Genomic DNA, 14,470 nt, shown 5'->3' on the forward strand with positions numbered 1-14,470 from the left:
CCCGTTTTACGGGCTGTTATGATAGCTGTACCCGTAGCGTTGGACGAAGTAGGGAGAGGATAATGAAAAAGACGCGCAGTCGAGTGACGCCAGCAACCAGTAAGGCTGCCAGTAGCGCCGATAGTCACGACGATGTCTCAGAGCGCATTCGTATCACGCTGGCGACGGCCATCGGTGAAGGGGCGTTAAAACCAGGTAGCAAGATCCTGGAAGAGGCTATCGCGGAACATTTTGGTGTGAGCAGAACGGTGGTGCGTGGTGCACTCGGCGTGCTGGAAAGCGATCATTTGCTGGAAAGAAAGAGAAACCGCGGCACCTTCGTTGCTGAACCCAGCATTGATGAAGCGAAGAGTCTTTTTGAAGCGCGGCGTAAATTAGAGGCGATTTTGCTGGAGTTAATCGCCGAGCGAGCAACAATCTCAGATCTTAACGCGCTGGAAAAACTGACGGATGAGGAAGAACACATTCATCAGCATGGCGACGAAAAATCGAAAACCGTGCTCTCCGGTAAGTTTCACATCGTTTTGGCGGAGATGGCGGGTAATGCCGTACTGACGGAGATGTTATCCAAAATCGTCGCCCGACTGTCGTTGGTGATGTCGTTATATGAAGAAAATCATAAAGATGACTGCGGGGCAGACCATCACCGCATGATTGTAGCGGCATTGAAAGAAAAGGATCTTTCGCGTGCTCAACAATTGATGGATCACCATCTGGCCGACATTGAAGGACGAGTGAGATTGACTGAAGGGCAGGGCGATCGCTACTCCTTCCTATCGGTGCTGGAGAACTTCTCCTGAATGTAGCGGCGCGATCAATCGCGCCGCCAGCAGCACACTACTGCGCGTTAAAATCCTCTGCATCCACATCGTAACCCGACGGCTCCCAGCGAATCGCCAGCAGCGCCAGCAACCCGGCCAGCGGCGCGAGGAAGATCACCCAGAACACCCCGGTGCCGAATGCGGCGACCAGCAGCGGGAACACAAACAGCGATACGGTGGAACTGCCACGCATCAGCGTCTGGTTAAAGCCCACGCCCACGCCGCGCAGCGAGGTCGGATAGCTCAGCGACGCAAAGGTCATGGTATGCGAACCGGGACCAAAGCCCTGCCCGAACAGGAACAACGCCAGCATGGCAATCGCCACCGCCGCCTGCTCGCCGCCTTCCGGACGCCCAATCAGCGCCAGACCGAGTAACGCGACGCACTGACAGCTGTAGCCGGTAACCGACATTTTCCACGCCCCGAGACGTGGTACCAGCCGGACCGCCAGCAAACCGCCGACAAACGCAAACAACAGGTTCAGCGCCAGCGAGACCAGGATGGTGGTCAGCATTGATTGAGCAAAGAAGCTGGAGATAATCACCGGCAAACCAAAGGCGACCGCGTTATAGGCAAAAGAGGAGGCGATAGAGGTGATGGTCGCCAGCACGGTGCGACGACGATAGACACCCTGCAACAGCGCGCCATAGTTACGCCAGCTGGCTTTGCGCACGCGGGGTTGTTTGCTCAGATCGGCATCGTCCGCTACCCGGGCGTTGATATTGTATGAGCGGCGCAAGATCTCGGCCGCGCCGTGCAGGTTGCCCTGATTGGCGGCCCACACCGGAGACTCGCTCATATAACGGCTGCGGATCGCAATAATCACAATCGCCGGCACTGCGCCGAAGCCCAGTATCAAGCGCCACAACCAGTCGGTATGGCTTTCCGGCAACACCGCATACAGCAGCAGTACCAACAGGTAGGAGATACTGATCGCCGCGTACCAGGTGGGACACCACATCGCCACGCTGGCGGCTTTATTGCCCTGGCCGCGCAGTTTGGAAAATTCAGCGAGGAAGGCCATCGCCACCGGTAAATCAATACCGACGCCCAGTCCCATGACAAAACGCGCCCCGCCGAGCACATATTCGTTGGGGGCAAAGGCACAGGCCAGCGCCGCTACCACAAAGAAGAACATATCGGCCATGAACACCCGATAGCGGCCAATTTTATCGGTCAGATAGCCACCAATCAGCGCACCCACGATCGCACCAAAGGTGATCGCCGCCGCTACCATGCCGGTACCGGTCGGTGTTAGCTGGAATTCGCGTGCCACATCCTTGATACCAAACGCCAGCGCACCCAAGTCGTAGGCATCAAGAAACACCCCACCCAGTGCGATAGCGATGACGATACGCGCGTTACTGCGCGACTGCTCGCTGTTGTTGATCAGGTTTGACACATCGGATGCACTGCGGATCCATTGTGTTTCACCCTGAGGCTGATTCCCTGCCAGCGCCACATGGGCGGGAGAAGTTAAGTCGGACATGATGTTGTTGTCTGTATTTTTGTAAATATGGGGCTATGAGAATAATCCTCAGTGGGCGGCTGAAAAATTCCATTTGGTTATATGCTCAATGAATTGGTTATAACTGATTTGAATTGGCTAGCAGAAATTGACCGAAGTGAAACCCCAACCGCTGCTTGACCGCGCCCATCCCGGTTCGCCAGGCTACGCTTGTAACTCACCATACGATAACAATACTGAGGGCGAACGGCATGATTAAGCAGGGTTTACTGGGACTGATCGCATTAGCAATGAGCGCCACCGCAGCGCAGGCCGCCGACCCGGTACGGGTCGGTTCGAAGATTGATACCGAAGGTTCGCTGCTCGGCAATATCATCCTGCAAGTGCTGAACAAACATGGGGTGCCGACCGTGAATAAAATTCAGCTCGGCACCACGCAGGTGGTGCGCGGGGCCATTACTGCGGGTGCGCTGGATATCTATCCCGAATACACCGGTAACGGGGCATTTTTCTTCAATGATGAGAAAGACCCGGCATGGAAGAACGCGCAGCAGGGTTATGAGAAGGTGAAGACCCTGGATGCTGAGAAAAACCATCTGGTGTGGCTCACACCGGCACCGGCCAACAACACCTGGACCATCGCGGTACGCAGCGATGTTGCCGAGAAAAACCAGCTCACCTCGCTGGCGGATCTCAGCCGGTACCTGAAGAAAGGCGGTACCTTTAAGCTGGCGGCCTCGGCGGAATTTATCGAACGCAGCGATGCATTACCGGCGTTTGAAAAAGCCTACGATTTCAAACTTGATCAATCACAGCTGCTGTCGCTGGCGGGCGGTGATACGGCGGTCACCATCAAAGCCGCCGCGCAGCAGACTTCCGGGGTGAACGCGGCGATGGCCTATGGTACTGACGGCCCGGTGGCGGCGCTGGGGCTGCAAACCTTAACCGACCCGAAAGGCGTGCAGCCGATTTACGCGCCGACCCCAGTGATCCGCGACGTGGTGCTGAAGCAGTATCCGGACATCGCCAACTGGTTACAGCCGGTGTTCAGCAAGCTGGATGAGAAGACGTTGCAGCAGCTCAATGCGCAGATCGCGGTAGACGGCCAGGATGCCAGCCAGGTGGCGCAGCAGTGGCTACAGCAGAATAAGTTGCTGTAAGCAGTGGCGCGATTATTCGGGCGAGCGCAACCGGTTTTTCTGCTGCTGGTGGTGTTGATCAGCGTGGCGTTTGCCGCGCTGCCGATGCTGACCTATGCGGCGAACCGACTGGTCTCGGGCCAGCCGCTGATGCTGTGGCAGCTAGCGCTGGGCGGCGGGCTGTTGCTGCCGTTGCTGGCGTTGTGGCTGCTGGCCTTCCTGCCAACGCGGCGCAGCGCATTGTTATTGCTGATCAGCAGCGAATGCCTGTTTGTGTTGCTGATCTGGCTGAGTGGTCACCAGGCTTCGCTACTGGCGCAGAGCGGCAGTCGGCTGGCACGAACCGCGTTTGGCAGCGGCTTCTGGAGCGCGGCGGCGCTGACGTTATTGTTGGCGGCGGAGGCGATTCGCCAACTTTGCCGTCAGACAACGTGGCGCATTCTGCTGAATCTGCAAATGTGGCTGGTGCCACTCACGCTGTTGATGAGCGGCCATCTTAATCAACTTTCCCTGTTAAAAGAGTACGCCAACCGTAGCACGGTGTTTGATGCCGCTTTCAGCCAGCATCTGACGCTGCTCGGCGGCACCTTGTTACCCGCTTTACTGATTGGCGTACCGCTCGGCATTGCCATTGCCCGGCATGCGCGCTGGCAGCAGACCGCCTTCAGTGTGTTAAACCTGATCCAGACGGTCCCCTCAGTGGCGCTGTTTGGCCTGTTGATTGCTCCGCTTGCCGGACTGGCGGCACAGTTTCCGCTGCTGGCGAGTTGGGGGATTGCGGGCATCGGCATGGCCCCGGCGCTGATTGCGCTGGTGTTGTACGCGCTGCTGCCGCTGGTGCGCAGCGTAGTAGCCGGGTTGCAGCAGGTGCCCGCGGAGGTGAGAGAAACTGCACGCGGCATGGGGATGAGCCGCTGGCAGCAGTTCTGTTTTGCCGAATTGCCGCTGGCGCTTCCGGTGTGGCTCTCTGGCTTGCGGGTAGTGGTGGTACAGACACTGGGGCTGGCGGTGGTGGCGGCGCTGATTGGTGCCGGGGGATTCGGCGCCATTTTGTTTCAGGGATTATTAAGTAGCGCGCTGGATTTGGTGTTGCTCGGGGTGATCCCGGTGGTGGCGCTGGCGGTGATCGCCGATGCGTTGCTGCGTTTACTGGCTGCGCTGCTGGAGAGACAACATGATTGAATTTCACCAGGTTAATAAAGCTTTTGACGGTAAAGCGGCGGTGCGCAATGTGTCGCTGCATATCGAAAAGGGCAGCTTCACAGTGCTGATTGGTACTTCGGGTTCCGGTAAGTCCACCACATTGAAGATGATCAATCGGTTGGTGGAGCATGACAGCGGAGAGATCCGTTTCGCCGGAGCAGCCATAGAACGCATGGATGTGCGTGCCTTGCGACGCCGTATTGGCTATGCGATTCAATCCATCGGCCTGTTCCCACACTGGAACGTGGCGAAAAACATCGCGACGGTGCCCTCGCTGCTTGGATGGCCACAGGCGCGCATCCGTGAGCGGGTCGCTGAGCTGCTGGCGCTGTTAAACCTTGATAGCGAACTGGCGACGCGCTATCCGCACCAGCTTTCTGGCGGTCAGCAGCAGCGCGTGGGGGTGGCACGTGCGCTGGCGGCGGATCCTGAGTTACTGCTGATGGATGAACCTTTCGGCGCGCTCGATCCGGTCAATCGTCAGGCGCTGCAACAGGAGATGCTGCGTATTCACCGCCTGTCCGGGCGCACCATTGTGCTGGTGACGCATGATATCGACGAGGCGCTGACCCTGGCGGACCAACTGGTGCTGATGGATGGCGGCGAAATTGTCCAGCAGGGCAAGCCGATTGAATTGCTGACGCAGCCAGCCAGCGATTTTGCCCGTGAATTCTTCGGTCACAGTGAACTCGGCGTGCGCCTGTTGGCGCTGGGCCGGGCCGGGAACGCGGTGAGACGTGGAGAGTGGCTGGAAGCTGAACCGATTGCTGCGGGCTTGACCCTACGTGAGGCGTTGTCGCAGTTTATCGCCCGACGTACCGACAAGCTGCCTGTGGTGGATCAACATCAGCAGCCGCTCGGCGTGCTGCACTTCAGTGATTTACTGCGTCAACGCGAGGCGGGGTAATGCGCTGGCTAAAAGATCCGTTGTACTGGTTGCTGGCGTTGTTTCTGTTGCTGCTATGGGGGCTGCCACACAGCGCGCCGCTGTTTGCCCACTGGTTTCCGCAACTGGAGCGTCCTCTGTATCAACAGGATAGCTTTTGGCGTCTGGCGCTGGCGCATCTGCTGCTGGTGGTCAGCGCCAGTGCGCTGGCGGTGGTGGTTGGAGTGAGTTGTGCGGTGTTTGCCACGCGGCGTAAGGGCAGGGCGTTCCGTCCGTTGCTGGAAACGCTCGCCGCCGCCGGACAGACCTTTCCGCCGGTGGCGGTGCTGGCGATTGCGGTGCCAGTGATGGGGTTTGGTGCCACACCGGCGGTAATCGCGTTGTTCCTCTATGGTCTGCTGCCGATTTTGCAGGGCACGCTGGCGGGGCTGGATAGCGTACCGTCCAGCAATCGCGAAATCGCGACCGGTCTCGGTATGGGGCCATGGCGGCGGTTGTGGCAGATCGAACTGGCGCTGGCGGCACCGGTGATGATGGCTGGGGTGCGCACGTCGGTGATGATCAACATTGGCACGGCAGCGATTGCCTCAACCGTGGGCGCAGAGAGTTTGGGTTCACCGGTGATTATCGGTCTGAGCGGCTTTAACACCGCCTATGTGATTCAGGGGGCATTGCTGGTGGCGCTGCTGGCGTTGGTCTGCGATCGCCTGCTGGAACGTGTGCAGCGCTGGCTTAGTTGGCGTGCAGAATAAGGCTGTAGCCGACCAACATCAGGCCGCCCATGCCGCCCAGTGCCATCACGGCAAACAGGGTAGAGATGAAGATTTTTTGCCAGTTCATGTCAAAACCTGAGAAAAGTCATTGAAGGCGGCATGATAACGCGCACATCAGCCCCGGCAAAGGCCGATGTGTGCTTTTTATTTGGTGTTGGGGTCGTGGAGGTGAACGTTAAATCCTTGCGCCTGCCAGTGTTCCAGCTGTTCATGCTGGCGACGCGTCAGTTTTTTGCCGGTCCATACAAACAGATTCTGGCCGGGGAACAGCTCCGGACGTGGCAGCTCCAGCGGCTCCGCCAGCACATCCATCCGCCATCCCTGTTGCGACAGACGCCAGGCTTCCAGCCAGATGCGGGTGCGATCGTCAACGCCCCAGCCAATCATCAGCGCATCTTTCCCGGCTTTTTTACGTGAACCGGTCAGGCAAAACGCCACATAATCGATTAACGCGCCATCGAGCAGGCTGCACATGGCACGTGCGGTGTTTTGATCTAACCCGAGGCGCTGGCGTACCGGCACAATGACGTGATCGATAAGCACATCCACCGGATGTTCACGGCCAATCGTGGCGATTTTGGCGCGCAGCTTTGAGGGTCTGACATGGCGCAGCACGCTCATCAGCTCCTCTTGTAAAGTATTCCAGCCGTCGTGAACATTGACTTGTTCTCCCTCCAGCAGGGCCTTGACCTTGCCAACGGGCACGCCACTCTCTATCCAGCGTTTGATCTCTTCAATGCGCTGAACATCTTCGTCGTCAAACTGACGGTGACCACCTTCGGTGCGCTGGGGCTTTAACAGACCGTAACGTCGCTGCCAGGCGCGAAGTGTTACCGGATTGATTCCACAGCGTTCGGCAACGTCGCCGATACTGTATAAGGCCATATCTTCCTCAACATACTGACCTGCTTCGCCACACCTTAACCGCAGCGATCAAGTTGTACAACAAATTTTTCCGTGTACAACTTGACGGAAATCGTGTTTTCAGGCTTTATCTCACATATGAGATATTTTCCCAAATGTGAGATAAGAGAATGTCTGAACCGGATACCGAAGATCGGCTGGCCGCTCGTTTAGCTGAATTACGCCTGCAACGCGGTTGGTCACTGGATGAACTGTCGATGGCCACCGGCATCAGTCGGGCCACATTGTCGCGCATTGAGCGCGCGGAGACCAGCCCAACGGCAGCATTACTCAACCGCCTGTGTGTTGCCTACGGACTCACCATGTCGCGCCTGTTAAGCGAAGTGGAGGACGAGGCACCTTTATTGCTCAAACCTGAGCAGCAACCGGTTTGGGTCGATGAACTGAGCGGTTTCCAGCGTCGCAACGTTTCGCCACCTGCCACTCATTTTAGAGCAGAAATGGTGGAAGGGGTGTTACAACCCGGTTCACGCATTGATTATGACGCGCCGCCCATTCAGGGATTGGAGCAGCATATCTGGTTACAGTCCGGTGAGCTAACCATCAGTATGGAAGCGCAAAGCTGGACATTGCAGGCAGGAGACTGCCTGCGTTTCCATTTGACCGGCAAATCCTCCTTTACCGCACACCCGCAGGGGGGTGCACGTTACATTCTGGTGGTGTGCAAACCATGATTGACATTGAACAGCTTAGCGCCAGCCAGGCGCAACCTCTGATAGGGGAATTGTGTGATGTGTTGCAGGGATGTGTGGCGGACGGTGCCAGCGTGGGATTTATCGATGCCAACGATCGCGCTGTGATGGAACGCTTCTGGCAGGACAAAATTTTCAGCCTTGCCAGCGGTGATAACCAACTGCTGGTGGCGCGGCTCGACGGCGTCATGGTCGCGACGGTGATGGTCGGGTACAGCGCGATGCCTAATGGCCGCCATCGTGCTGAAATCAGCAAACTGCTGGTACACCCACGGGCGCGACGTCGGGGTATCGCCCGTAGCCTGATGCAGCAGGCGGAGCAATTGGCGGCGCAGAACGGCAAAACCTTGCTGGTACTGGATACGCGCAGCGGCGATGTGGCGACCGATCTCTATCTGTCGCTCGACTGGCACATCGCCGGTTCTATTCCGCACTATGCCGAATCAACCGCAGGTGTGCTGGATGCAACAACGGTGATGTTTAAAACCTTAAGGTCACCCGAATGATTGTGGTGGCACAGGAATCGATTCAACAGCCGGATGCCCTGTGGCTATTGGATCGCCTGTCCGACACCCTCGCGCAACTTACGGGCAGCAGCGGGCGCGCCAGCTTTGATGCTGGTGCAATGCAGCAGCCCGGTAGTTGTTTTGCCATGGCGCGCGATGCACAACGCAGGCCGGTGGGCTGTGGCGCGTTTCGCCCGTTGCAACCAGGGGTCGCTGAACTGAAACGGATGTATGCGTTGCACTGCGGGCAGGGCATCGGTGCGGCGCTGGTGCAGTTTCTCGAACAACAGGCGCGGGAGCAGGGGTATCAGGCGATGTGGCTGGAGACGCGTAAGGTCAACTCGCGCGCGCTGGCGTTTTATGCCGGCCAGGGTTATCAGCCGATTGTGCCCTTTGGGCATTATGTGGGAAATGCGGCGGCGCAGTGTCTGGGGAAAAGCTTAGTGTTTCCCTCACCCTAACCCTCTCCCGCCAGCGGGAGAGGGGACTGATCGCGCCCGGATTGGCATATTGCACATTTCCCTCTCCCATCTTGCGGGAGAGGGGACTGATCGCGCCCGGATTGGCATATTGCACATCTCCCTCTCCCGTCTTGCGGGAGAGGGGGACTGGTCGCGCCCGGATTGGCATATTGCACATCCCCCTCTCCCGTCTTGCGGGAGAGGGGGACTGATCGCGCCCGGATTGGCATATTGCACATTTCCCTCTCCCATCTTGCGGGAGAGGGGACTGATCGCGCCCGGATTGGCATATTGCACATTTCCCTCTCCCATCTTGCGGGAAAGGGGACTGATCGCGCCCGGATTGGCATATTGCACATTTCCCTCTCCCGTCTTGCGGGAAAGGGGACTGATCGCGCCCGGATTGGCATATTGCACATTTCCCTCTCCCATCTTGCGGGAAAGGGGACTGATCGCGCCCGGATTGGCACATTGCACATCTCCCTCTCCCGTCTTGCGGGAGAGGGCCGGGGTGAGGGCAACCGCGCGCACCTCACCCATTGCACCAAATCAGTGCACTCCCTCCGCCTCCGGGATCGCCAGCGCCTGCATAAACAACTTAATAATCGGATTTATTTTGCGGCCCTTCTTCATCATCAGACAGAAGGGATTCTCCATACGAATCGATTCATCTCCCAATTCACACAGCTGACCCCGCGCAATAAACGCAGCGGCATAGTGTTCGGGTAAATAACCAATAAAATGGCCGGTGAGGATCAGCATGGCGACCGACTCAACCTGAACCGCTTGCACACCGCTGTCGTGGAGTGGAATAACCCGACGTGCATCACGTGGCGTAACATATAAGTGATTTATTACTTTTTGTTCGCGTAATAATTCCAGGGGTATTTTATGGTCAGCACTGCCGGAATAAAGTGGGTGGCCCACTGAACAATAAAGTTTTGAGTATTCTTTATATAACGGGAAGTAATCGAAATCACTTTTCATTTCATAAACTGGCGCGACACCACAATGAAAACGGCCTTCACTAATACCGCGTTCAATATCGTCTAATTGTGCCGTTTGCAGACGGATTTGTACCTTTGGCGCATTTTGGTGCAACTGTTGCACCGCGCTGGTAACAGGCGATTGTGGGTCGGAAATGGTGTTATCCACGACGCAAATGGCGATGTCACCCAATAGCTCGTTGCGGCTGTTGTGCAGCCGTTCGCGGAACAAATTGAGCGAGACAAACAGCTCCAGCGTCGCCTGATAGACGTTAACGCCGTACTGCGTCAGTTCAAAGCCTTCGCGCCCGCGGCTACACAGGGTCATGCCGAGACGAATTTCCAGATCGGAAACCTGCTTACTGATTGCCGCCAGACCAATATTCAACTCGTGGCTGGCGGCGGTTAATCCACCGGCCTCCACCACGCATTTAAATACGCGCAGCAATTTTAAATCGATATTACTTAATGCCAGCACCGCATTATCGTTGCGATTGATTGCATTGTTTCCAGACTGGGAAACTTTACTTTCCATCTTTGCTATTCAACTCCGGAATTATTGCGGTGAAAGTGTAGTGAACCTGAAATGTGCCGTATTTACCAGCGTAGCAATAAAATAAGTTTTTATTATCGCTGACACCTAATTCATCTCGCTATTGATTATTGGTAAGGGGAAAATTGCATGTCTGAGAAAGCAGAACTGTTATGGGGTGCGCGTTTTAAAGCGGCACCGGCGGCCAGTTTAACCGCGCTGTCACGTAGCCCGGATTACTACTTTGCTCTGGCGCCTTACGATTTTGCTGGCTGTCGTGCCCATGCTCGTGAACTGGCGCGTGGAGAACTGCTAAGCGACGCGGAACTGAGCACCATGCTGGCGGCGATTGATGAGCTGGATGCTGAGTTCCGCGCCGGTCAGCTGCATCCGATTGCGGCAGATGAAGATGTGCATACCTTTGTGGAACGCGCGCTCACCGAACGTTTAGGGCCGCTGGGTGGCAAGCTGCGTGCCGGTCGTTCGCGTAACGATCAGACCGTCAATGACCTGCGTCTCTACCTGCGCGATAACGGCCGCAAGGTGGTTACTGCGCTGCTCGGACTGCAACAGGCGCTGGTCGAGCAGGCAGCACAGCATACCGAGAGTGTGGCACCAGGCTTTACCCATCTGCAACAGGCTCAGCCGATTGTGTTTGGACATCAGTTGCTGGCGCATGCGCAATCCTTTGCGCGTGATATCGAACGTATGCAGGACTGGGATCGCCGCAGCGCGCGTTGCCCACTCGGTGCGGCCGCGATGGCCGGTTCCGCCATTGCCCGCCAGCCAGAGCTGGCAGCGGCTGATTTGGCCTATCTCGCGCCGTGCGAGAACTCGATTGATGCGGTTGCCAGCCGTGATTACGCCGCCGAATTTCTGTTCGTTACCAGCATGATTGGCATCAACCTGTCACGCCTGTGTGAAGAGGTGTGCATGTGGGCATCGCGTCAGTTCCGCTGGGTCGAGCTGCACGACAGCTACGCCACCGGCAGCTCAATCATGCCGCAGAAAAAGAACCCGGATATTGCCGAGCTGACGCGCGGTCGTTCTGGTCGCCTGGTCGGCAACCTGACGGCGCTGCTCACCACCATGAAAGCGATGCCGCTCTCCTATAACCGCGACCTGAGCGACGACAAACGTAACGTGATTGATGCCGTTGACACCCTGCTGCTGGTGCTGCCTGCGATGGCCGGGATGATGGCGACGCTGAAATTCAACACCGAGGTGATGCGTGAGCAGGCACCGGATGGCTTCACGTTGGCGACCGAAGTGGCCGACTGGCTGGCCATGCGCGGTGTGCCGTTCCGTGAAGCCCATGAAATCACCGGTCAGCTGGTGCAGCTGTGCGAGCAGCAAGGTTGTGGCCTGTCCGATCTCAGCGATGCGCAGCTACAGGCGGTGGATAGCCGTCTGACCGCCGAGGTACGTGGTGCATTGACGCTGGAGTCAGCGCTGGCAGTACGTAACGGTTACGGCGGCACAGCGCCTGAGCGTGTACGCGAGCAACTGGCACGTTTGCAAACCCTGATGCAGGCCCAGCAGCAGTGGGCTGACGACTACGCTGGCCCGCGCGCCTGAGGAGACGCTGATGTCGCAATCGACCACCACGGCAACGAACAACGCCAGCAGTCAGCCGCATTACGATCTTGATCGTTATCAGGTGGTGCCGCGTCGTTATTACGGCCGCATCACCGCCTCGGTAGTGATCCTGATCCTGCTGGCGTTGCTGGTTAATGCCTTTGCGCACGGCAATATCGAATGGTCGTTTGTCGGCCAGTTCTTTACCGCCAAGGCGATTCTCGACGGGGTGGTCAACACCCTGATTATGTCAGTTCTGGCAATGGGCTTCGGCGTGTTGTTCGGGGTGATCACCGCCATCATGTACATGTCGCCCAACCCGGTGCTGCACTACATCGCGGTCGGTTACGCCTGGATCTTCCGTGGTACGCCGCTGATTCTGCAACTGCTGCTGTGGTTCAACCTGGCGTTGGTGTTTCCCACCATCAGCATTCCCGGCGTGTTCAGTGTGCAAACCGTCACCGTCATGACGCCGTTCCTCGCCGCGCTGCTCGGCCTGAGCATCAACCAGGGGGCATACACCTCCGAAGTGGTGCGTGCCGGTCTGCTGTCGGTGGATACCGGTCAGTACGAGGCGGCTAAAGCGATCGGCATGCCACGTTTGCAGGCATTGCAGCGCATCATCCTGCCGCAGGCGATGCGCGTCATCCTGCCGCCGGTAGGCAACGAATTTATCAGCATGATCAAGACCACCAGTCTGGCGAGCATGATTCAGTACTCGGAACTGCTCTACAACACCCAGAACATCTACTTTGCCAACGCGCGCGTGATGGAACTGCTGTTCGTGGCCGGTATTTGGTACTTGATCGTGGTGACGGTGCTGTCCTTCGGCCAGAGCCAGCTGGAACGCTACTTCTCACGCGGCCATCGCCGTCGTCACTAAGGAGTGAGAGAGATGAGAAACATCGTGCGCGCCGTCAAGGTGAACAAATATTTCGACCAGTTCCACGCATTGAAGGACGTCAGCCTTGAGGTGAATTACGGCGAGGTGATGTGCATTCTCGGGCCATCCGGCTCCGGCAAAAGCACCTTCCTGCGCTGCATTAACCAGCTGGAAAAGGTCGATCAGGGCGGTATCTGGGTCGACAACGAACTGGCGGGTTACCGCATCAATGGCAACAAACTTTATCCGCTGAGCGACAAGCAGATTGCCCGCCAGCGTTTGCAAACCGGCATGGTGTTCCAGCGCTTCAACTTGTTCCCGCATAAAACCGCGTTGGAAAACATCATCGAAGGGCCGTGTCGTGTGCTGTTGCGCCCGAAACGTGAAGCCAGCGAAGAGGCGATGGCGTTGCTGGATCGCGTCGGTCTGGCACACAAGGCGCATGACTACCCTCAGTCATTGTCCGGCGGTCAGCAGCAGCGAGTGGCGATTGCCCGCGCGCTGGCGATGAAACCGAAATTAATGCTGTTTGATGAACCCACCTCGGCACTCGATCCGGAAATGGTCGGTGAAGTGCTGGCGGTGATGCGTCAACTGGCAAAAGAAGGCACCACCATGCTGGTCGTTACTCACGAGATGGGCTTTGCCCGCGAAGTGGCGAACCAGGTGGTGTTTATGGACGAGGGACGCATTATCGAGCAGGGCGCACCGGAAGATATTCTGTTGAACCCGCAAAACCCACGGATGAAAAACTTTATCAACGCGATTCTTCTTTAACTGACCGGGGTGATTTGAATGAAAAAACTGTTATTGAGCGCCGTAAGTGCCGCGCTGTTGCTGCAATCGTCTGCCTGGGCCGACATCGCTGTGCCAGCGTCGATCAAAGAGAAAGGTCTGACCGTGGCGATCATGCCGAACTATCCGCCGATGGATTTTAAAGATCCGGCCAGCAACCAGTTGACCGGTGTCGATTACGATCTCGGTATGGCGATTGGTCAGAAGCTGGGCGTCAAGATCAACTGGCAGGAGATCGCGTTTGAACAGATGGTCAACGCGGTCGTCACCAAACGCGTTGATATGGTGATGTCCGGTATGACCGACACCAAAGAGCGTCAGAAGGTGGTCAACTTTATCGACTACTTCAAAACCGGCCCGCAGTTCTACACCTTATCGGCCCGCAGTGACATCAACAGTGCGATGGATCTGTGCGGCAAGCGCGTCGGCACCAGCCGTCGCACCACCTTCCCGCAAGAGATTGCTAACTGGAGCAAAGAGCACTGCGAATCTGCCGGTAAACCGGCCATCGTAGTGGTGGGCGCAGAAGGCACCGCGGATGCCCGTACTCAGCTGCGTCAGCGTCGTCTGGATGCGGCAGTGCAGGGCAGTGAAACCCTGCCGTACATCATGGACCTGGAAAAAGGCACCTTTAAACCGCTCGATAAAGCGTTCTCCTTCCAGTACACCGGCATGGCGATCGGCAAAGATGCCTCGGATCTGACCACCGCCGTGCAGGGCGCGCTGGATGCGATGATCGCCGATGGGACTTACCAGAAGATCCTCAGCAAATGGGGTCTGAGCGACAACGGCGTGGCAAAAGCTACGGTAAACCAGGGCTAAC

The 14,470-nt window shown here is 57.3% G+C and carries 15 protein-coding genes; 12 read left to right on the top strand and 3 right to left on the bottom strand.

What is annotated here, in order from left to right; translation table 11 throughout:
- Positions 1 to 62 precede the first annotated feature (62 nt).
- Positions 63 to 800: a GntR family transcriptional regulator gene (locus PAT9B_RS06150; RefSeq protein ID WP_013508392.1), complete on the top strand. Its 738-nt coding sequence runs from the start codon at positions 63 to 65 to the stop codon at positions 798 to 800.
- A 37-nt stretch (positions 801 to 837) separates the two neighbouring features.
- Here PAT9B_RS06150 and PAT9B_RS06155 read toward each other — a convergent pair whose 3' ends face one another.
- A complete protein-coding gene (locus PAT9B_RS06155; protein WP_013508393.1) occupies positions 838 to 2,310 on the bottom strand; it encodes an MFS transporter in 1,473 nt (490 codons plus the stop codon).
- 230 nt (positions 2,311 to 2,540) lie between these two features.
- Here PAT9B_RS06155 and PAT9B_RS06160 point away from each other — a divergent pair, with 230 nt between their 5' ends.
- From PAT9B_RS06160 to PAT9B_RS06175, 4 genes are read left to right on the top strand one after another with little or no spacing between them, the layout of a single operon-like run.
- Positions 2,541 to 3,449 carry an ABC transporter substrate-binding protein gene (locus tag PAT9B_RS06160; RefSeq protein WP_013508394.1) on the top strand — a complete coding sequence of 303 codons (909 nt, stop codon included), beginning with the start codon at positions 2,541 to 2,543 and terminating at the stop codon, positions 3,447 to 3,449.
- 3 nt (positions 3,450 to 3,452) lie between these two features.
- Positions 3,453 to 4,610: an ABC transporter permease gene (locus tag PAT9B_RS06165; protein WP_013508395.1), complete on the top strand. Its 1,158-nt coding sequence runs from the start codon at positions 3,453 to 3,455 to the stop codon at positions 4,608 to 4,610.
- The gene (locus PAT9B_RS06170) at positions 4,603 to 5,538 is read left to right on the top strand and encodes an ABC transporter ATP-binding protein (RefSeq protein ID WP_013508396.1); all 936 of its coding nucleotides are present in this window, start codon (positions 4,603 to 4,605) and stop codon (positions 5,536 to 5,538) included. The genes PAT9B_RS06165 and PAT9B_RS06170 overlap by 8 nt, the downstream gene beginning before the upstream one ends.
- On the top strand, positions 5,538 to 6,269 hold the full coding sequence (locus PAT9B_RS06175) for an ABC transporter permease (protein ID WP_013508397.1): 732 nt from the start codon (positions 5,538 to 5,540) through the stop codon (positions 6,267 to 6,269). Before PAT9B_RS06170 ends, PAT9B_RS06175 begins: the two co-directional genes overlap by 1 nt.
- Before the next feature lie 165 nt (positions 6,270 to 6,434).
- Here the strand turns inward: PAT9B_RS06175 and PAT9B_RS06180 are convergent, their stop codons facing one another.
- On the bottom strand, positions 6,435 to 7,175 hold the full coding sequence (locus PAT9B_RS06180) for a MerR family transcriptional regulator (protein ID WP_013508399.1): 741 nt from the start codon (positions 7,173 to 7,175) through the stop codon (positions 6,435 to 6,437).
- A 149-nt stretch (positions 7,176 to 7,324) separates the two neighbouring features.
- Between PAT9B_RS06180 and PAT9B_RS06185 the strand changes: the two genes are divergently transcribed.
- The 3 genes from PAT9B_RS06185 to PAT9B_RS06195 are packed head-to-tail and all read left to right on the top strand — an operon-like array spanning position 7,325 to position 8,873.
- Entirely contained in the window at positions 7,325 to 7,888 is a 564-nt protein-coding gene (locus PAT9B_RS06185) for a helix-turn-helix transcriptional regulator (RefSeq protein WP_013508400.1), read from the top strand.
- Positions 7,885 to 8,412, top strand: a complete 528-nt coding sequence (locus PAT9B_RS06190; protein ID WP_013508401.1) for a GNAT family N-acetyltransferase — start codon at positions 7,885 to 7,887, stop codon at positions 8,410 to 8,412. Before PAT9B_RS06185 ends, PAT9B_RS06190 begins: the two co-directional genes overlap by 4 nt.
- Entirely contained in the window at positions 8,409 to 8,873 is a 465-nt protein-coding gene (locus tag PAT9B_RS06195; RefSeq protein WP_013508402.1) for a GNAT family N-acetyltransferase, read from the top strand. Before PAT9B_RS06190 ends, PAT9B_RS06195 begins: the two co-directional genes overlap by 4 nt.
- Positions 8,874 to 9,422: 549 nt before the next feature.
- Here the strand turns inward: PAT9B_RS06195 and PAT9B_RS06205 are convergent.
- Positions 9,423 to 10,394 (bottom strand): LysR family transcriptional regulator, encoded by a 972-nt coding sequence (locus PAT9B_RS06205; protein ID WP_013508403.1) that lies wholly within the window; start codon positions 10,392 to 10,394, stop codon positions 9,423 to 9,425.
- A 147-nt stretch (positions 10,395 to 10,541) separates the two neighbouring features.
- On the opposite strand from PAT9B_RS06205, the gene argH reads away from it, so the two are divergent.
- Genes argH through PAT9B_RS06225 form a run of 4 tightly spaced genes read left to right on the top strand, consistent with a single transcriptional unit; the run spans position 10,542 to position 14,469 of the window.
- Positions 10,542 to 11,969, top strand: a complete 1,428-nt coding sequence (argH, locus tag PAT9B_RS06210) for an argininosuccinate lyase (protein ID WP_013508404.1) — start codon at positions 10,542 to 10,544, stop codon at positions 11,967 to 11,969.
- Positions 11,970 to 11,979: 10 nt separating this feature from the next.
- A complete protein-coding gene (locus PAT9B_RS06215; protein ID WP_013508405.1) occupies positions 11,980 to 12,852 on the top strand; it encodes an amino acid ABC transporter permease in 873 nt (290 codons plus the stop codon).
- A 12-nt stretch (positions 12,853 to 12,864) separates the two neighbouring features.
- A complete protein-coding gene (locus tag PAT9B_RS06220; RefSeq protein ID WP_013508406.1) occupies positions 12,865 to 13,629 on the top strand; it encodes an amino acid ABC transporter ATP-binding protein in 765 nt (254 codons plus the stop codon).
- Positions 13,630 to 13,647: 18 nt separating this feature from the next.
- A complete protein-coding gene (locus PAT9B_RS06225; protein ID WP_013508407.1) occupies positions 13,648 to 14,469 on the top strand; it encodes an ABC transporter substrate-binding protein in 822 nt (273 codons plus the stop codon).
- The last annotated feature ends 1 nt before the right edge of the window (position 14,470 follow it).

This window comes from Pantoea sp. At-9b, assembly GCF_000175935.2.
Taxonomy (GTDB): domain Bacteria; phylum Pseudomonadota; class Gammaproteobacteria; order Enterobacterales; family Enterobacteriaceae; genus Pantoea.